The sequence below is a fragment of the Pontibaca methylaminivorans genome, from assembly GCF_900156525.1.
Classification (GTDB): Bacteria; Pseudomonadota; Alphaproteobacteria; order Rhodobacterales; family Rhodobacteraceae; genus Pontibaca; species Pontibaca methylaminivorans.
This window is the reverse complement of record NZ_FTPS01000001.1, coordinates 631,264-649,822: the sequence shown is the minus strand read 5'-3', so window position 1 is coordinate 649,822 and position 18,559 is coordinate 631,264. Positions and strand designations below refer to the sequence as shown.

The following is an 18,559-nucleotide window of genomic DNA, read 5'->3' as shown; positions in this document are numbered from 1 at the left end:
GAAGCCGGGGGTGATCTTGTGGGCGGGCGAAGCCACTACCCAACTTCTGCCGTTATCCCTATAGTCCCTGTGGAAATACATCGTTCAAGGAACAAGACATGCGCTGTCCGTTTTGCGGCAATATCGACACGCAGGTGAAGGATTCCCGCCCGGCCGAGGATCATGTTGCGATCCGGCGGCGGCGCTTCTGCCCGGCCTGTGCCGGCCGTTTCACCACCTATGAGCGCGTGCAGCTGCGCGATCTCGTGGTGATAAAATCCACCGGAAAGCGCGAGGATTTCGACCGCGACAAGCTCGAACGCTCGATCCGCATCTCGATGCAGAAACGCCCGATCGAACCCGAGCGCATTGACCAGATGATTTCGGGCATCGTGCGCCGGCTTGAAAGCATGGGCGAGACCGACATCCCGTCAAAGACCATCGGCGAAATCGTGATGGAGTCGCTCGCCCGGATCGACACCGTGGCTTATGTTCGATTTGCCAGCGTTTACAAGAACTTCCAGGCTGCGGACGATTTCGACAAATTCGTGAGCGAATTGCGCCCGTCCGAGCCGCAGGCCGATTCCCGGCCCTCGGGCACGGGCAAGTGACGCAGACGGCAACGGACGAGCGTTTCATGGCGCTTGCGCTTGCGCTCGGGCGGCGCGGGCAGGGGGTGGCCTGGCCCAATCCGGCGGTCGGCTGCGTGATCGTGCGCAACGGGCGCATCATCGGGCGCGGCTCGACCGCTCCCGGCGGGCGCCCCCATGCCGAGACTGTCGCGCTCGAACAAGCGGGGGCGCTGGCTGATGGCGCGACGGCCTATGTGACGCTCGAGCCCTGTTCGCATCACGGTCGCACGCCCCCCTGTGCCGAAGCGCTGGTCCGCGCCGGGATTTCCCGGGTGGTCGCCCCGATCGAGGACAGCAATCCCCGCGTCTCCGGTCAGGGCTTTGCCATGCTGCGGGGGGCGGGGATCGAGGTCGTGACCGGCGTGGGGTGCCGCGCGGCGCTGCGCGATCATACGGGGTTCCTGATGCGCATTGAACAGGGGCGCCCCATGGTCACGCTGAAGCTCGCCAGCAGCTTCGACGGGCGCATTGCCACCCGCAGCGGCGAGAGCCGCTGGATCACCGGCCCCGAGGCCCGCCGGCTTGTGCATGGCCTGCGCGCAAACCATGACGCGGTGCTGGTCGGGGCGGGAACGGCACGGGCCGACGATCCCTCGCTCACGGTGCGCGACCTTGGCATCAGCCGCCAGCCGGTGCGGGTGGTCGCCTCGCGTCACCTCGACCTGCCGCTGATCGGAGACCTTGCGCGCTCGGCCGCCGAGGTGCCGCTCTGGCTCTGCCATGGCAGCGGCGTCGATCCGGAGCGGACCCGGGCATGGGAGGGGCTGGGGGCGCGGCTGATCTCCTGCACGGTGACCGGCGGGCAGATCGACACGGCGGACATGCTGCGCCGGCTGGGCGACGCGGGGCTGACCCGGGTGCTGTGCGAAGGGGGCGGGGCGCTTGCGGCCTCGCTGCTGGCCGCGGATCTGGTGGATGAACTCGTCGGTTTTACCGCCGGGCTCACCATCGGCGGCGACGGGCGGGCGATGATCGGCGCCATGGGGATCACGCAGCTTGCGCAGGCGGCGCGCTTCGACCTTTCCGAGACGCGGGCGGTCGGCGGCGACGTCATGCACCGCTGGCTGCGCCGCGAGGGCTAGCGCCAGAGCGCGGCACGGCTGGCAAACAGGCCCTGAAGCTTCGACAGCAGACGGTTGCCCGCGCCGGGGCGGGGCAGGGCGCCGGATGCAAGCCGTTCGGCCACCACCTCGACCGGGCAGATCGCGCCCGTCACCGGATCGCGGTAGCGCGGGTAGTCGATCAGCGCCGCATGGACGAGCCCCGCGAGCCCCGGCCTTGCCCGGCGGCGCCCGGGAACCGGGCCGAGGTCGGTCGTGAGGCCCCAGCCGGCATAGAAGGGTGCGCCGAACGTGGTCACGGGCACGCCGCGCACGAGCGCCTCGAACCCCATCAGCGAGGTCATGGTCCAGACCTCGTCCACCTGCGCGAGCAGCGCCATGGGGTCGGCATCGGTCGCGACGACATCGGCCAGATCCCCGGCCCGGATCGCGCCCTCGCGCAGTCCGGCTTCCACGTCGGGGTGGGGCTTGTAGATGATCACCGCGCCCGGATTGGCCGCCCGTGCCGCACGTAGAAGTGCCTCGTTGCCCGCGATGTCCCCGGCGCCGAGCCGCACCGAGGCATCGTCGGCGACCTGCCCCGGAACAAGAATGCGCCGCCCCGCAGGCAGGGCCGGCGCCGCTCCGGCAAGGTTGTATTTGCTGAGCCCCGCGCGGACCAGTCGCGCGATCAGTGCCTCGGCGCGCTGCATCTGGCGCTGCGTCAGGGTTTCGCGGGCACTGATCAGGCGTTCGAGCCGGCTTTCGCGGGCGGGATCATAATAGATGCCAAGGTCGTCGAGCACGAGCGAAAGCGGCGGCACCAGCGCCGCGCCGAGCCCCGCCGAGCGCAGGAAGCCGTCCTCAAGCCGCCAGATCCGCCCGTCATCCGGGTTCGCATGGCCCGCCCAGACCATATGCCGTCGTCCAGTGTCGCCGGGCCGGTCGCGAAAGACGACCGGAGTTTCGCGCCCGAACATCGCCTGCAGGTGCCCGCGCTTCCAAAGCCGCATGTGCCCGGCGCTCCAGCCCGGGCGGTCCTGCCGCCAGGCACGGCTCTGCGCCTCGAGATTGTCGAGCACGGTTTCAAGTTCGCAAAGCATATCGCGGAACGGGTCGTACCATCGCGGATAAAGGATCATCGCCGCGGCGAAAAGCTGAGCGGGCGTGAGCCTGCGCTGCCGGCGGGGCAGGGACTCCTCGTCGTGGCTGAGCCCCCAGCCGGCATAGAACGGCGTGCCGAAGACATGCGGGCGGTGGCCGGCCAGGATCGCCTCGAACCCCATCTGCGAAGACAGCGTATAGACCGCCCGCGCCCCGGCAAGCAGGGCAAAGGGGCTTGCGGGCCGGTCAAAAAGGGTAATGCCGGGGCCGCGGTCGGCGCCGGTGAAATGCCCGGCGCGGTGGCCGGCCACGGTTTCGGGGTGGGTCTTGATGATCACGGGTGAACCCGGATGGTCTGCCTGCGCGCGGGCGAGCATGGCCAGAAACCGCGCGCGATCACCGCCGCTTGCCCGAACCGAGGCATCACCCCGGGTCTGGTCGATCACCAGCACATAGCCCGCGGACGGCACCGGCGTTTCCGGGTCGAAGGCATTGTATTTGCTGAGATGCCCCTCGCGGATCCGGGTGATCGCGTCTGCGGCCCGCGCCAGCAGCCCCGGCGCGTCGAGCGGATGGGCCGCCAGAAGCCGTTCGAGATCCGAGGCAGTAGAGGCATCGAAATGCACCCCTTGCCGGTCGAGCAGCAGACCCATGGGCGGCTCACCATCGCGGCCGGGGCGCAGGCTGCGCAAAAAGGCATCTTCGACCCGCAGGAGCGGCAGGCCCAGACGGCGGGCGATGCGCCGCCCGCGCCAGGCGGTCGGACTGTCGCCCCAGACCGCCACCATGTCGCCGCGCCGCGGATCGGGCCAGCCAAGGCAGGGACGATAGCCCGACAGGTCCAGGATGCGGCGCAGGCGCGGTGCGCGAAAGCCGCCGTTGAAAGCAAACAGCCGGGGGTTTTCGCCCCCGGCTGCTGCCGTTTCCCTTGATCGGCCGCTCACTCGGCCAGGCTGTCCAGGCTCGCGATCGGGGTCACAGCGCCGGTCAGCAGCGAGATCGACTTGATCCAGCGGGCGTAGGGCGCTTCGGTCACGTAGATCGAATCGCCATCGCGGATCATGAAGTCGCGGGCCAGAAACATCCCGTTCGGCTCGGTCAGGTTCAGGACATAGACCATGCGCTGTTCCGTGGTGATGTCGTCGCGGCCAAGCAGCGCCCGGGCGATCTCGGGCCGTTCGCGGCGCAGAACGAAGATGCCGGTCGGATCGGATGTGGTGGACACCAGCCCGCCGACCTGCGCCAGTGCCTCGAGCGCCGAAAGATCCTTGGATTCGAAGGGAACGCGCGCCTGGCGGCTGGTTGCGCCGAGCGCGGTAAAGGCGCGGGTGTCCCCCTCGACGAGGATGCGGTCACCGTTGCGCAGCGCGATGTCGAGCTCGGGATATTCGAACAGGTCCTGGAACCAGATCCGCCCCTTCTGGCCGCCCCGGGTCACGGTGATCTGGGTGATTTCCGGTTCGATCGTGACGCCGCCGGCCTGTGACAGCATGGTGGCGAGCGTGCCGGTCGGCCGCTCGATCGGATAGACGCCCTGCGACCCGACCGAACCGACCACTGCCACGGTGGAGCCGTCGCCGGCCATGCGCCGCACCTCGACCTGCGGATCGGGGGTCTGTTCCTCGAGCTTTTCGGTGATGATCCGCCGGAGCTGGTCCGGGGTGTTGCCGGCCGCCCGCACCCGGCCCGCATAGGGCACGAAGATGTTGCCGCTGCCGTCCACCTGCACCTCTTCCAGCGCGGTGGAGTTCCCGGTCTCGCTTTTCAGCAGCCCGTCATCGACGTTTTCCCAGACCGTGAGGCCCAGCACATCGCCGGCGCGGATCACGTCGGAATCAAGACGCGGCGCGCTGCGGAAGCTGGCGGAAAAGCCGATGGGCGGCACGACGGCGGTGGCCTGTGCCACCGAATCGTTCACCGGGATGACGAAGGAGTTGCCGCTTTTCTGGACCGAGCCGGCATAAATCTGGTTCTTGTTCGGGCCGACCTGGGGCAATCCGCAGGCGCTCAGCAGGCCGATCATTGCGACCGCGGCGATCGGCCGCGCCCACCGGAAATGTCGAAAGGTCAATCTGCGGTCTCCTCGACCTGATTTCACGGAAATGTCACTGCCGGCGAAGCTACTCAGGCCCGGGGGGAAAATCCAGCCTGAAGATAAGCTGTCATCGAATCACCTGAAGTTGTGGTCGGGGAGCCGCAGTTCCCGCCGCGAAGGCGTCATAGGGATCTTCGGCCAGAAGCATCATGTCCACCACCTGGCGCAGAAGCTGACGCCGCCCGCGCGCCGAGTAGAACCCGCCGGGCACCTGGCTCGTTTCCAGCAGGTAGCGGCGGAAATCGCGATAGGCGCCGTGATCGGGCGGGCGCGGGGCGGCGAAGAAATCCGCAAGCGGCTGGTCGGAGACGAGTTCGGGCCGGGAATAGACCGCGCGCCCGAAGCTGCGCAGCGGAATGCCGCGCCACAGCACCTGTTGCCCGGCGGTCGAGTTCACCGTGACCGCGCTGCGCGCGCCCTCGAGCAGCGCCGCGAGCTTGCCCCCGCGCAGGTAGTGGACGCGACCGGAAACCCCCGCCTGCCGGGCCAGGTCGCGCAGGCGGCGCGGCAGCCGTTCGCGCCCGTCCTCGAGCGGATGCGCCTTGATCACCAGATGATGATGGGGCGGCGCCCCCCGGGCGAAGCCCTCGACCACGGGTTCGAGGAAATCGGCCATGCCGGAAAAGGAGGAATGCGCCCGCAGGGAACTGTCATGCCCGAGTTGCAGCAGCACGATATGGTAGGGAAACCCGCCCCGGCGCACCCGGCGCGTCGCGAGGCGGCGCTCGATCATGTGCAGGGGCGTCAGCAGCAGCCGCTGCAGGTAGAGGCGGAATTCGCGCGTGACCGGCAGATCGCGGTGCGGGCGGAAATTCGGATAGCCGCGGTTCATGAGCAGCACGAACCAGTGATAGAGCGCGCCGTAGAACACGTGGTGGCGCATGTCGCCCCAATGGGCCGGCGGCAGCGGCGCATCAATGTCGGATCGTGCGAGCACCCGGCGCATGTCGGCGATGGAGGTCTCCATGAGGCGGGAATTGCCGTTGGAGCCGTTCCTTTCGTAGCTGACCCAGTAGGGGCGCATGTAGCCTTCCTCGAACACATGCACCTTTGCCCCGGCGCTCCGCGCCGCCCTGATCGCCTGCGCATGGAAGGGGCGGGCATCGCCGTAAAGCACGAGATCGGTGATCGCGTGTTCATGCAGCAGCCGGGCAATCGTGTCGGGCCATTCGCCGGCCTCGGCGCGGAAAGGAATATAGCTTGCGCGGTCGGGCCAGAACGCCCGGTCGCCTGCGTTGAACCCGACGCGGCGGACCAATGCCCCGGCCGCGCGCAACTGGCCGGCAAGCTGCGCGAAGAAGGGGCCGTGCGGGCCCTGCAGGAACAGGAAATGCCGCGGCTGCGCCGGGCGCGCCGCCGGCCTCTTGTCCTGAACCTGCCGGGACTCCGGCCCGTCGTTCTGAAAATATCGCATGACCGCTTGCCCGGGCTGGCTGCCCGGTGCGAATATGACCGCGGCGCCGGGCCGGCGCAAGCCGGAGCGGGCGGGATTGTCGACGGGGCGGACTGTCGATGGGGCGGGGTCGGAGAACCGGGCGAAGAAGGTGCTTGCCGGCAGGCGGCAGGGGCACTAGGCCGGCTGGCGGGACAAACTGGGGGTCATGTCATGTTCACGGGGATCATCACCGACGTCGGCACCATTCGCGAGGTCGAGCAGGCGGGCGACCTGCGGGCACGGATCGGCACCGCCTATGACACCGCGGGCATTGATATCGGGGCCTCGATCGCCAGCGACGGGGTCTGCCTGACGGTGGTCGCGCTCGGGCCGGACTGGTATGATGTGCAGATCAGCGCCGAGACGGTCTCGAAAACGAATCTCTCGGGTTGGGCGCCGGGCAAGCGGGTCAACCTGGAACGCGCGCTGCGGGTCGGCGACGAACTGGGCGGCCATATCGTTTCCGGCCATGTGGACGGGATTGCCGAGGTGATCGAGCTGCGCGACGAGGGCGACAGCACGCGGGTCAGGATGCGGGCGCCCAAAGAGCTGGCCCGGTTCATTGCACCCAAGGGCTCGGTCGCGCTGAACGGCACGTCGCTCACGGTGAACGAGGTCGAGGGCGAGGTGTTCGGCGTGAACGTCATCCCCCACACCAAGGAGGTGACCACCTGGGGCGGGGTGGGGACCGGCGACCTGGTGAACCTTGAGATCGACACGCTTGCGCGCTACGTGGCACGGCTGGCCGAGGCGACGGCGGAAAGTTGAACCCGGCCGGGCGGGGCGCTGCCCCGCACCCCGGGATATTTCCCGCCAGAAGACGGGCGGGCGCCGCGCGGGCTGGCAATCCGCGGGTGCCTCGGTTATCTGGCGGCAGGGCCTGAAGCGGAGAGGCATGGGAATGAGTTTTGAGACCCCCGGACCGGTGGAGCGGGATCTGCACGCAATGATCGCCTCGACCGAGGAAATCATCGCCGAGGCGCGTGCGGGGCGCATGTTCATCCTTGTGGATCACGAGGATCGCGAGAACGAGGGCGATCTGGTGATCGCCGCCGAATTCGCCACGGCGGAGGCGATAAACTTCATGGCGACCCATGGGCGCGGGCTGATCTGCCTGCCCATGAGCGCCGAGCGCATCGACCGGCTGGGCCTGCCGCTGATGACGGTGAACAATTCCTCGCGCCACGAGACGCCCTTTACCGTCTCGATCGAGGCGCGCGAGGGGGTGACCACCGGAATTTCGGCACAGGACCGGGCCCATACCGTCTCGGTCGCCATCAACGAGCAGAACACCATGGCCAGCCTGGCCACGCCCGGGCATATCTTTCCCCTGCGCGCCCGCAAGGGCGGCGTTCTGGTGCGGGCCGGCCATACCGAGGCGGCGGTCGATATCGCCCGTCTTGCCGGGCTGAAGCCGGCCGGGGTGATCTGCGAGATCCTGAAGCCCGACGGCACCATGGCGCGGCTTCCGGATCTGCTGGAATTCGCGGCCGAGCACGGGCTCAAGGTCGGCACCATCAGCGATCTCATCGTCTATCGCAGCCGCAACGACAATCTGGTGGTCGAGACCGCCCGCCAGGCCGTGCAGTCGGAGTTCGGCGGCGAATGGGAGATGCGGCTGTTCACCGACCAGATCCACGGCATCGAACATGTGGTGCTGATAAAGGGCGACATCTTTACCCCGGAGCCGGTCCTGACGCGCACCCATTCGCTGCACGAGGCATCGGATGTGCTCGGCCTCGGGCCCAAGCCGGTGCATGAGCTGTCGCGCGCGATGGAGATCATCGCCGAGGAGGGGCGCGGCGTGGTCTGTCTGTTCCGGCAGCCGCGCAATTCGCTTTACGCGACCGAGGACGAGGGCCCGCGCACCATCAAGCAGACCGGACTCGGCGCGCAGATCCTGTCGTCGCTCGGGCTGCACGACCTGATCCTGCTGACCGATTCGCCGCAGACGCGTTATCTCGGGCTCGATGCCTTCGACCTGACGATCACGGCGACGCGCCCGATCCTGAAAGGCTGATCCCATGGCTGTGAGCGAAACCCACCACGTGCTGGCGCGTCCGGTTTTCGATGCGCCGGTCAAGCTGCTGATCGTGGTTGCCCCCTATTACAAGGACATCGCCGACAAGCTTGTCGCCGGCGCCCGGGCCGAGATCGAGGCGGCGGGCGGCGCCTGGGATCTGGTCGAGGTTCCCGGCGCGCTCGAGGTGCCGACCGCGATCGCCATTGCCGAGCGGCTGTCGAATTTCGACGGCTATGTCGCGCTTGGCTGCGTGATCCGGGGCGAGACGACCCATTACGAGACCGTCTGCAACGACAGCAGCCGGGCGCTGCAGCTGATGGGACTGCAGGGCGCCTGTATCGGCAACGGCATCCTCACGGTCGAGAACCGCGAACAGGCGGTGGTGCGGGCCGATGCAGACGGCCAGAACAAGGGCGGCGGCGCGGCGGCGGCGGCGTTGCACCTGATCGCGCTGACCCGCCGCTGGGGCACGGCGCGCAAGGGCGTGGGTTTCCGCCCCGGTGTGGGAGAGGAAATCCGGCTCGCCGGCACCGGCAAGGAGCCCGGAACCGCATGAGTGCCCCGACTGCCCCGATTTCGGGAAACCAGCAACGCCGCATGCGCAGCGCCGCGCGGTTCTATGCGGTGCAGGCGCTGTTCCAGATGGAACAGACCGCGCAGACCGCCGACCAGGTGGTGAGCGAATTCCTCAATCACCGGTTCGGCGCGGATTACGAGGGCATCGAGATGCTGGACGGCGACGTGTCGCTGTTCCGCAGGCTCGTCAACGACGCGGTGAACTGGCAGGCACGGATCGACCAGATGACCGACCGCGGGCTGGTGGCGAAATGGCCGATCGCGCGGCTCGACCCGACGCTCCGGGCACTGTTCCGCGTCGCCGGGGCGGAGCTCACCCAGTCGGATACGCCGCCCCGCGTGGTCATCAACGAATATGTCGAGATCGCCCGCGCCTTTTTTGCCGAGGGGCGCGAGGCCGGTTTCGTGAATGCGGTGCTCGACCACATGGCGCGTGCCGCCCGGCCCGAGGCATTCTGATCGGCTGAATCCGGCTGCCACCCGGATTTTCTTTGCCCGGCCTCTGGAAGAGGCGGCGGTGAATGCTAATATCAAGAGTGCTTGAACAGGAGGTGACCATGCCCGCAGGAAACAGGCATCGTATCGGTAATCGGGCGCTCGGCTGGGCGGCTGTGGTTGTGGGTGCCGTGCTGCTGGCCGTTGGTGGTGTCATTGTGGCGGCGCTGCTTGCGGTTGCCGGGGCTGCGTTCCTGATCATGACGGGTTTGGCTATGGTGCGCCCTGTTGAGGATCTGCGCCCGATCCCGGTCCCGGTGCGCGACGACCCAAACCCGCGCAGGCGCTGAACGCGGGCCTCATGTGCCCGGCGTGCCGTCAATCGGCGCGGCTGTAACCGGGGCTGTCCATCTTCGAAAGCATGATTGCCGGATCTGCGTGGCCATTAGCCGCGTGACCGGCAATTTCTGCGCGCCGAACGACCGGACGGCAGCGATGTGGTGGTGAGGAGCACCGCTGGCCGGGCGCTCCTCCGGTGGTCATCTGCGCCGTGATCAGACCACGCCGAGCGCCTTCATGGCTTCGGCCACGCGGATGAAACCGGCGATATTCGCGCCGGCAACATAGTTCCCGGGCATGCCGTATTCCTCCGCCGTGCCAGCGCACCGGTCGTGGATGGCGGTCATGATGGTGGCAAGCCGTTCCTCGGTCTGTTCAAAGGTCCAGCTGTCGCGCGAGGCGTTCTGCTGCATCTCGAGCGCGCTGGTGGCCACGCCGCCGGCGTTGCTGGCCTTGCCGGGGGCAAAGAGGATCTCCGCCGTCTGGAAGGCGTGCACCGCATCCGGCGTACAGGGCATGTTGGCCCCCTCGGCGACGGCGATCACGCCGTTCTTGAGCAGGGTGCGCGCGTCCTTGCCCGAAAGCTCGTTCTGGGTCGCACAGGGCAGGGCGATGTCGCAGGGAACCTCCCAGACGGTGCCGCCCTCGACATGATGGGCGCCTTTTCCGCGCAGTTCGGGATAGCTCGAGATGCGGCCGCGGCGGCGTTCCTTGATTTCCTTGACCAGGTCCAGGTCGATGCCGGCCTTGTCATAGACATAACCGTTGGAATCGGAGCAGGCGACGACCGTGCCGCCAAGGTTGCGGATCTTTTCCATGGCATAGATCGCCACGTTGCCGGATCCGGAAACGACGACCTTCTTGCCCTCGATGTCCTGATTGCGGGTCGCAAGCATGCGCTGAAGGAAATAGACGGTGCCGTAGCCGGTGGCCTCGCGCCGCACCCGGCTGCCGCCCCAGCGCAGCCCCTTGCCGGTCAGAACGCCGGATTCGTAGCGGTTGGTGATGCGCTTGTACTGGCCGAACATATAGCCGATCTCGCGCTGGCCGACGCCGATGTCCCCGGCCGGAACGTCGGTATACTCGCCGAGGTGGCGATACAGTTCGGTCATGAAGGACTGGCAGAAGCGCATGATCTCGCCTTCGGAACGGCCCCGCGGGTTGAAATCCGACCCGCCCTTGCCGCCGCCGATGGGCATGCCGGAAAGCGCGTTCTTGAAGATCTGCTCGAAGCCGAGGAACTTGACGATGCCGAGGTTCACGCTCGGGTGGAAGCGCAGGCCGCCCTTGAAGGGGCCGAGCGCCGAGTTGAACTGCACCCGGAAGCCGCGGTTCATCTGCACCTGGCCGCTGTCGTCGACCCATGGCACCCGGAAGATGATCTGGCGCTCGGGTTCGCTGATACGTTCGAGCAACGCATCTTCGGCGTAATGGGGGTGCCGCGAGATCACCACCCCGAGGCATTCGAGAACTTCCCGGGCCGCCTGGTGAAACTCGCTCTCGCCGGCGTTGCGCCGGATGATTTCTGCCATTACCGGCTCAAGTTTTTCGTCGATTGCCATGATTTGCCCTCTGCCCCGGATCGGGGCGACTCGTGTCGTGTTCCTAGCCCGTGTGTGTTAGCGCCTGGCGGGGCCGGTTGGAATGGCAAAATTACCGCAACGCGGCCCGCGCGGGTCGAAGGGCAGGGGGCGAAGGGGAGTTGCCGGGCGGCGGGATTTTGACGCGACCGGCGTCAGGAGGCGACCAGGGCGTGGCGGCTTTTTGCATGTCGCGCGGCCAGCCGGCGCCCGCGGCTTCCGGGCACGAGCAGGCGCGCGCCCCGCGGCTGGTGGTCCGGCTGGCGCAGTTCGGGAAAGATCGCGAGGATTTCCGCCCGCGCCGCCGGGCCGACCGACAAGAGCGCCTGCCGCCCCGTGTGGAGCGATTCCGTTTCGGCCCCGTTCGAGATGACAACTTCGTGCCGGTCGAACAGCATGTGATGATATCGGATCCCGGTCAGGTCGGCGGCGATGTCGATACCGTCGAGCCCGACCAGTTGCCGCGCCGCGACCAGAACTTCGGCCGCACCGAACATCCGCTCCGCGATGATCGACCGCACGAGGATCCGGTGCTGCGGCGACACGACGAGATCCGCCCGCGGCTGCCCGGGGCCGAGCGCGCCGGCACGGATGCGGACCGGGCGCAGATGGGGGGACGCGGCAAGGGTGCTTTGGTCGAGCAGGCGCGAGCCGATCCAGCGGATCGGGCGCGGGCCGCTGTCTCTTGTGAGCACGATATCGCCGGCCCGAAGATGCTCGATCGCGACCTCGCCGCCCGGGGTCGCGATCAGCGTGCCGCTGGCGAAACAGGGCACGCCTGAACCCGGATCATTGTTGCTACGCAGGCTGAGCGTGCCGACACTTTCGCCGGCCGCGTTGAAAACCTGGTAGGACCAGTCGTGAAAGGTCGGGGTCTCGGTATCCTGCTCGATCACGTTCTGGAGCTCGAGGCGCCAGCCCTCCGGCAGGTTGAGGGAAACGATGTCGGTCTCTCCGTCGCCCGGCAGGGAATCGACGGTGATCGTGCCCGAGAACATCTCGCCGATATTGACGGTCACGTGATCGTCCGACCCGTTGCCGCCAACATTGAGGTAAAACGATCCGAACCCGTCGGCGTCGAGCGTGTAATCCGTCATGACAATAGCCTTACCCGTTAACAACTCATTCCAGCCTGCGGGAGGCGCCGCGGCGGCGGCTTTGCCTCCCCAAGTTCCAGAATGTCGGGATCAGTGCCTGATTGCAAACAATTCAGACAGCAGACGGTTGCCGATCCGCCCGCGGCCGCTTCAGGGTCAGGACGAGCCTTGCGGCGCCTGTTCCTGCCGGCCCTGGCCCGGTGCCGCTGCGGACGGTGTCTTGTCGCCGCCGTCCTTGCGCGCGGCCTCCGGCTGTGGCTGGCGCGGGGCGCTGCGGCCGGTGCTCAGCGGGTCGTCCTGCCGCTGCACCGAACCCTCGAAATGCGCGCCGCTTTCGATGGCGATGGTCTTGTGGATGATGTCGCCCTCGACCCTGGCGGTCGATGTCAGCCGCACCTTCAGCCCGCGCACCCGGCCGATGATGCGGCCGTTGATCACCACGTCGTCCGCCGTCACCTCGCCTTTGATGGTCGCGCTTTCACCGATGGTCAGCAGATGCGCGCGGATGTCGCCCTCGACCGTGCCTTCGACCTGGATATCGCCGCTGGTCACGATGTTCCCGGTGATGGTGAGGTCGGCCGACAGCGTCGATGCGGGGGGTTTGGATTTCGACATGCTGGGAATGTGTTCCTCTGTTCGGGTGTCAGGCGGCGAGGGCGTCGGGGCGGCGGCCTGCTCCTGACCCGGCGATTCCTGTCTTGGCGGCTCGTGCCGGGACGGTTTGGGAGCGGGCTGGCGCTTGCTCTTAGAAAACATCTTTTCCTGCCTTGACAAACGACATCGGATTGACTGGCGATCCGTTGACGCGCACCTCGTAATGCAGGTGGGGGCCGGTGGATCGACCTGTCGATCCTATATCAGCAATGTGATCCCCGCGCGAGATCTTTTGCCCCTTCTTCACATGGATGCTCGAGGCATGGGCGTAAAGCGTTTCAAGCCCGAAGGCATGCCGGATCTGCACGAGCTTGCCATAGCCGCTCACCCGTTCGGCGCGCACCACCACGCCGTCGGCGGTCGCATAGATCGGGGTGCCGGTGGGCGCGGCCATGTCGGTGCCGGTATGGCCGCGATGGCCGCCGGTAAAGGGATCGCGGCGCCCGCCGAAGGGACTCGAAAGGCGATAGGCCGAACGCAGCGGCGCGGCAAACGGGGCCTTTTCGGTGGCGATGCGATACATGTTCAACCGATCCATCTGGTTCAGGATCGCGTTGGCGCGCAATTCATCCGCATCGGCGCTGCCGTCGCCCCGGGTCGAGATCGAAATCGGCGTGAGCGGCCCGCCCTGGCCGCTGTAGCCGCGGCGCACTTCCTTGAGCAGCGCATCGGTGGACAGGCCGGCCTTGCTGAACATCTTGTCGAGCGGCTCGACCGAGACCGTCACGGCCTCTTCGAGCTGGGTAAAGATGTAATCGTTGCGCTCCTGCATGAGCTTGATCTCGCGTTCGAGATTCCGCGCCGTGTCAAAGGCGTTGCGCGCGTCGGTTTCGATCCGGTCGCGTTCCTTGGCGGTGCGTGCCAGCGCTTCGGCCATGAAGGACATGGGCACCGCGCCGCCCTCGGCCGCGGCCATCACCGTTTCCGAACCGTTCGACATCTCGCGCAGTTCTGCCAGCGCAAGGCGCGCGCGTTCGCGTTCCTTCATGACGGTGCGCAGATTGGACTGGATCACCTCGATCCCGGTTTCCAGTTCGCGCCGGCGGGTTTCCGACCCCAGAAGCTCGGACTGCATCACCGACACCTGCGCCAGCGCGCTGCTGAACCGCGCCTGCGCGGCGAGCGCCTCTTCGGCGCGGGCGTCGCGCTCGCGGGACAGGTCGTTCAGCCGCTGCTGATAGGTGATCTGGTCGCGCCGCACCTGGTCGCGCAGGTTGCCGGCGGCGATGCTGTCCATGAGCAGGATCGCCGTGGCGACGATGGCCCAGCCCATGACGGCCGATCCGGTCAGCAGGATCATGCATTGCGTCACCGGTTTCAGCCGGATGAAACGCGTGTCGGTGGCGGATTTCAGGAACAGGCGACGCTCGGGGAATTTTCGCTCGAGCAGGCTGTGGATTCGGTTTGCCAGACGTGTCCGCAAGTCTCTATTTCCCCTGATATGCTTCGGAGGCATGGGCGACGGCGGTCACCGCAGCCTGCGCTGGCGTGCTTAAACAGCCGCTCCCGTCGGGGCAAGACGCTTGTCCGCCGCCGGCCCGGGGCGGCGGAAAATGGCGGGTTCCTGCCGATGCCGCACTGTGGCATTATTTGCAGGTGACCGTGGCGAACAGGTCACGTTTTCGCCGCTGGCCCGTCCTGCAGGGCCCGCGCGGCCGCCAGCACCTCGGCCACATGGCCGGGAACGCGGACCCGGCGCCAGATCCTCGCGATGCGTCCCTGCGCGTCGATCAGGAAGGTCGAGCGCTCGATTCCCATGAAGCTGCGCCCGTACATCTTCTTTTCCACCCAGACGCCGTAATCCTCGCAGGTCCGGCCCTCGGCATCCGACAGGAGAGTGACGGAAAGCCCATGTTTTCCGGCGAATTTTTCGTGCGAGTCCATGCTATCGCGCGAGATGCCGAACACCTGCACGTTGAGCCCGGCAAACTCCTGCGCCGTCTCGGAAAAGGCGATGGATTCCGCCGTGCAGCCCGGCGTATCATCGCGCGGATAAAAGAACAGAACGACCGCGCTGCCGCGCAGGTCGGAGAGGCGCAGGGTGGCATCCCCCGTTCCGGGCAGGGTAAAATCGGGAGCGGGATCGGAAACGTCGGGCATCAAGGCCTCCCTGGACGGCAGATTCACAGGAGGATTTCAAATCACGTCAGAGCGGCGTCAGCAAGGGGATGTCCCTCCGCCCGGGCGGGGGGGCACGCCGGGCGGCGAACCGGCGGCAGCGGGGCTGCGCCGGGCGATCCGCCGTGCCCGGCGCGTCGGGCTCGTCATGCTGGTCGCGACCGTTCTTGCCAGCGCCGTCGCCGCCGCGGGGGCGGTTCTGATCATCGGCCGCACCATGCACGCGCCGGACTGGCTGCGCGGGCGGATCGAGGCCCGTATCGAGCGCGATCTCGGCGGGCTGGAGGTCAGCTTCGGCGACATGTCCCTGGTCGTGAACAAGGGCTGGCGGCCGCGGCTGCATCTGAGCGACGTGGTCCTTTCGGCCCCGGACGGGCAGCGGATCGCGCGGCTTTCGGATGCCGAGGCGAGCCTTGCCATGCGGCCGCTGCTGCTCGGCCGGGTCGAGCCGAAGGCGATCCGGCTTTCGGGCCTTGCGGCGACCCTGCGCCGCGACAGCGAAGGGGGGTTTTCGCTTCTGCTCGACGCCGAGAATTTCCCCGTGCGCAGCGCCGCGAGCCTGCCGCAACTTCTGGCGTACTGGAGCGAGACCTTCGCCCTGCCGCAGTTCCGCGCGCTCACGTCCTTCGATGTCGAGGCCCTGACCCTGCGCTACGAGGACGCAAGGCAGGGGCGTGGCTGGACCCTCGACGGCGGCCGCATCCTGCTGCGGCGCGAGGGCGACGAATTGCGCACCGGCGCCGGTTTCGCGGTGCTGAGCGGGGGCGATTACGCCAGCACGTTCGATGCCGATTACACCATGCGGATCGGCAGCCAGGCGGCGCGGTTCTCGCTGGCGGTGCACGATGTGCAGGCGCGTGACATCGCCGTGCAGAGCGTCGCGCTCGGCTGGCTCGAAGTGCTGCGGGCGCCGATCTCGGGGGGCTTGCGCGGCTCGGTCGATGAACAGGGCGGGCTCGGGCCGCTCGAGGCGGTGCTCGAGATCGGCGCCGGCGTGCTGCAGCCCGACGAACAGACGCCGCCGGTGGCCTTTTCCAGCGCCCGCAGCGAATTCACCTATCTGCCCGACGAACAGACCCTGTTTTTCGACCGGCTTTCGCTGGCGAGCGACTGGGGCAGCGGCGAGCTCAGCGGGCGGGCGCATCTCGAGGGTATCGCCGACTGGCGCCTTGACGGGCTGACCGGGCAGTTCGCCTTCGGGGAGCTCAGCCTGAGCCCGGGTCATCTTTACGAACAGCCGGTGCGCCTTGACGGGGGGAGCGCCGATTTCCGCCTGGAATTGCACCCGTTCCGGATCACGCTCGGGCAGATGACCGTGGCCGAGGACACGAGCCGCATCCATCTGAGCGGCCGGCTGGCAACCGGCGACCGCGGCTGGCGGCTGGCGCTCGATGCCCATGCCGACGAACTGAGCCCCGCGCGCATGATCGAACTCTGGCCGGCGGCGCTGGCCGGAAAGCCGCGCGCCTGGCTGGCCGAGAACCTGGGCGCGGGAACGCTGCGCAACATTGACCTCGCGCTGCGGGCGGTGCCGGGCCGCAAGCCCGACCTTTATGCGGATTTCGCATTCGAGGACGCGGTGGTGCAGTTCATGCGCACCATGCCGCCGCTTGTCGGGGCTTCCGGGCAGGGGGTGCTTTCGGATGACCGTCTCGCGATCACCGCCGACCGGGGCCGCGTCGACGCGGGAGAGGGGCGCGAGGTGGATGCGGCCGGAACCTCGTTCATCATCCCCGACACGACGATCCGCAAGGAGGCCCCGGCCGAGGTGCGGCTGAACCTTGCAGGCAGCGTTCCGGCGATGCTGTCGCTGCTTGACCGCCCGCCGGTCAGGGCGCTGCGGGCCACCGACCTGCCCGAGGACTTCGCCGAGGGCCACGCCGAGATCGCCGCCGCGCTGCATCTGCCGCTGAAGAAGGGCGTTCAGCCGGAGGAAGTGACCTTCGACCTCGACGGGACGATCCGCGACGCGGAAAGCAGCCGGCTCGTGCCCGACCAGCGACTCGCCTTTCCGCTGCTGCGGGTGAGCGGCGATCAAAGCGCCATCGCCATCAATGGCAGCGGCACGATCAACGAGGTGCCGATTGATGTCCGCTGGGACCAGGCGCTCGGCAAGGCGGCAGCGAAGGGCAGCCGCGCAAGCGGCCGGGTCGAGCTTTCGCAGCGCCTGCTTGACAGTTTCGCGATTTCCCTGCCGCGCGGGTTCTTTTCCGGGCGCGGCTCGGGTGAATTCACGCTCGATTTCGCGCGCGCGGAGCCGCCCCGGCTCGGGCTCAGGTCCGATCTTGCCGGTATCCGCCTTGCGCTGCCGCAGCTTGGCTGGACAAAGCCCGAGGCGACCGCGGGGAACCTGACGCTTTCCGCCCGGCTCGGGCCCGAGCCCCGGGTGGACCGGCTCGACCTCGCGGCGGCGGGGCTCACGGCCAGCGGCGCTCTGGTCCCCGCGAAGGAGGGCGGGCTGGAGCGCGCCCTGTTCAGCGCGCTGCGCATCGGTGAGTGGCTCGATGTAAGCGCCGAACTGACCGGCAACGGCCCGGGCAAGCCGATGGATGCCCGCATCCTCGGCGGCACGCTCGACCTGCGCCGGGCAAAGCTCGGCTCCGGCGGGGGCGCCAGTATCGGCGGCGGGGCGGCGGAGGCATCTGCGGGCGGCGGCACGCTCGAGGCGACGCTCGACCGGGTGCAGGTGAACGACCAGATCGCGCTGACCGGCCTGCAGGGCAAATTCGGCCTCGAGGGCGGGCTTGCCGGCACCTTCGCCGCGCGGGTGAACGACGGCACCGGCATTGCCGGGCGCATCGTGCCCCGCGACGGGCGCAGCGCGGTGCGATTGCAGTCGCAGGACGCGGGCGGGGTGCTCCGCTCGGCCGGGCTGCTGACCCAGGGGCGCGGCGGAGTTTTCGACATGACCCTGCTGCCCGCGGGCGAGGCGGGGCAGTTCGACGGCAGCCTTCGGATCAGCGACATCAGCGTCACCCGTGCCCCGGCCCTCGCGGCGCTGCTCGGCGCGCTGAGCGTGGTCGGGCTGTTCGACGAACTGTCCGGCCGGGGCATCCGCTTCAGCGAGGTCGAGGCCGAGTTCCGCCTGACCCCGGCCCTCCTGACGCTGTATTCCGCAAGCGCGGTCGGCCCCTCGCTCGGCCTGTCGATGGACGGCACCTATGATCTTGCCGCCAGGTGGTTCGACATGCGCGGTGCGGTTTCGCCGATCTACATGCTGAACCAGGTCGGAAGCTTCATGACCCGCAAGGGCGAGGGCGTGTTCGGGTTCAACTATGCGCTCGAGGGGCCGTCCTCGGCGCCGCGGGTGCGGGTGAACCCCCTGTCCGTGCTGATGCCCGGAGTGCTGCGCGACCTGATCCGCCCGGATCCGCCGGTTCCCGACTGACAGGCTCCGGCTGACACGCCCGGCCGGCAGGGCTTGCCGAAAGCGATCCCGCGGCCTTATAGCG

Annotated in this window: 16 protein-coding genes; 8 read left to right on the top strand and 8 right to left on the bottom strand. The window is 68.0% G+C overall.

Annotation, left to right across the window (positions count from 1 at the left end):
- The first annotated feature begins 98 nt into the window (after positions 1 to 98).
- Both nrdR and ribD read left to right on the top strand, forming a co-directional pair.
- Positions 99 to 590, top strand: coding sequence for a transcriptional regulator NrdR (gene nrdR, locus B0B01_RS03195; RefSeq protein ID WP_076647297.1), 492 nt, complete (start codon positions 99 to 101; stop codon positions 588 to 590).
- Positions 587 to 1,693, top strand: coding sequence for a bifunctional diaminohydroxyphosphoribosylaminopyrimidine deaminase/5-amino-6-(5-phosphoribosylamino)uracil reductase RibD (gene ribD, locus B0B01_RS03190; protein WP_268802038.1), 1,107 nt, complete (start codon positions 587 to 589; stop codon positions 1,691 to 1,693). Before nrdR ends, ribD begins: the two co-directional genes overlap by 4 nt.
- Here the strand turns inward: ribD and B0B01_RS03185 are convergent.
- The 3 genes from B0B01_RS03185 to B0B01_RS03175 form a co-directional block, all read right to left on the bottom strand.
- A complete protein-coding gene (locus tag B0B01_RS03185; protein WP_076647290.1) occupies positions 1,690 to 3,699 on the bottom strand; it encodes a capsular polysaccharide biosynthesis protein in 2,010 nt (669 codons plus the stop codon). The genes ribD and B0B01_RS03185 overlap by 4 nt on opposite strands.
- Positions 3,696 to 4,778 (bottom strand): polysaccharide biosynthesis/export family protein, encoded by a 1,083-nt coding sequence (locus B0B01_RS03180; protein WP_076650023.1) that lies wholly within the window; start codon positions 4,776 to 4,778, stop codon positions 3,696 to 3,698. Before B0B01_RS03180 ends, B0B01_RS03185 begins: the two co-directional genes overlap by 4 nt.
- A 139-nt stretch (positions 4,779 to 4,917) precedes the next feature.
- A complete protein-coding gene (locus B0B01_RS03175) occupies positions 4,918 to 6,264 on the bottom strand; it encodes a capsule biosynthesis protein (protein WP_083946010.1) in 1,347 nt (448 codons plus the stop codon).
- A 192-nt stretch (positions 6,265 to 6,456) separates the two neighbouring features.
- On the opposite strand from B0B01_RS03175, the gene B0B01_RS03170 reads away from it, so the two are divergent.
- The 5 genes from B0B01_RS03170 (at position 6,457) to B0B01_RS03150 (ending at position 9,669) form a co-directional block, all read left to right on the top strand.
- A complete protein-coding gene (locus tag B0B01_RS03170) occupies positions 6,457 to 7,053 on the top strand; it encodes a riboflavin synthase (protein WP_076647287.1) in 597 nt (198 codons plus the stop codon).
- 133 nt (positions 7,054 to 7,186) lie between these two features.
- Positions 7,187 to 8,305 carry a 3,4-dihydroxy-2-butanone-4-phosphate synthase gene (gene ribB / locus B0B01_RS03165; RefSeq protein WP_076647284.1) on the top strand — a complete coding sequence of 373 codons (1,119 nt, stop codon included), beginning with the start codon at positions 7,187 to 7,189 and terminating at the stop codon, positions 8,303 to 8,305.
- Positions 8,306 to 8,309: 4 nt separating this feature from the next.
- On the top strand, positions 8,310 to 8,864 hold the full coding sequence (locus tag B0B01_RS03160) for a 6,7-dimethyl-8-ribityllumazine synthase (RefSeq protein ID WP_076647281.1): 555 nt from the start codon (positions 8,310 to 8,312) through the stop codon (positions 8,862 to 8,864).
- The gene (gene nusB, locus B0B01_RS03155) at positions 8,861 to 9,343 is read left to right on the top strand and encodes a transcription antitermination factor NusB (protein WP_076647278.1); all 483 of its coding nucleotides are present in this window, start codon (positions 8,861 to 8,863) and stop codon (positions 9,341 to 9,343) included. The genes B0B01_RS03160 and nusB overlap by 4 nt, the downstream gene beginning before the upstream one ends.
- 98 nt (positions 9,344 to 9,441) lie before the next feature.
- Entirely contained in the window at positions 9,442 to 9,669 is a 228-nt protein-coding gene (locus tag B0B01_RS03150) for a hypothetical protein (RefSeq protein ID WP_143733006.1), read from the top strand.
- A gap of 204 nt (positions 9,670 to 9,873) precedes the next feature.
- Here B0B01_RS03150 and gdhA read toward each other — a convergent pair whose 3' ends face one another.
- The 5 genes from gdhA to B0B01_RS03125 form a co-directional block, all read right to left on the bottom strand.
- Complete coding sequence (gene gdhA / locus B0B01_RS03145) at positions 9,874 to 11,223, bottom strand: NADP-specific glutamate dehydrogenase (protein WP_200805430.1); 1,350 nt, start codon at positions 11,221 to 11,223, stop codon at positions 9,874 to 9,876.
- A gap of 170 nt (positions 11,224 to 11,393) precedes the next feature.
- Complete coding sequence (locus B0B01_RS03140) at positions 11,394 to 12,335, bottom strand: Hint domain-containing protein (RefSeq protein WP_076647268.1); 942 nt, start codon at positions 12,333 to 12,335, stop codon at positions 11,394 to 11,396.
- Positions 12,336 to 12,491: 156 nt separating this feature from the next.
- Complete coding sequence (locus B0B01_RS03135) at positions 12,492 to 13,091, bottom strand: bactofilin family protein (RefSeq protein WP_083946008.1); 600 nt, start codon at positions 13,089 to 13,091, stop codon at positions 12,492 to 12,494.
- Positions 13,081 to 14,412, bottom strand: a complete 1,332-nt coding sequence (locus B0B01_RS03130) for a M23 family metallopeptidase (RefSeq protein ID WP_076647265.1) — start codon at positions 14,410 to 14,412, stop codon at positions 13,081 to 13,083. The genes B0B01_RS03135 and B0B01_RS03130 overlap by 11 nt, the downstream gene beginning before the upstream one ends.
- 191 nt (positions 14,413 to 14,603) lie before the next feature.
- On the bottom strand, positions 14,604 to 15,089 hold the full coding sequence (locus B0B01_RS03125; RefSeq protein WP_076647262.1) for a peroxiredoxin: 486 nt from the start codon (positions 15,087 to 15,089) through the stop codon (positions 14,604 to 14,606).
- A 166-nt stretch (positions 15,090 to 15,255) separates the two neighbouring features.
- Between B0B01_RS03125 and B0B01_RS03120 the strand changes: the two genes are divergently transcribed.
- Positions 15,256 to 18,495 (top strand): YhdP family protein, encoded by a 3,240-nt coding sequence (locus tag B0B01_RS03120; protein WP_076647259.1) that lies wholly within the window; start codon positions 15,256 to 15,258, stop codon positions 18,493 to 18,495.
- Positions 18,496 to 18,559 lie beyond the last annotated feature (64 nt).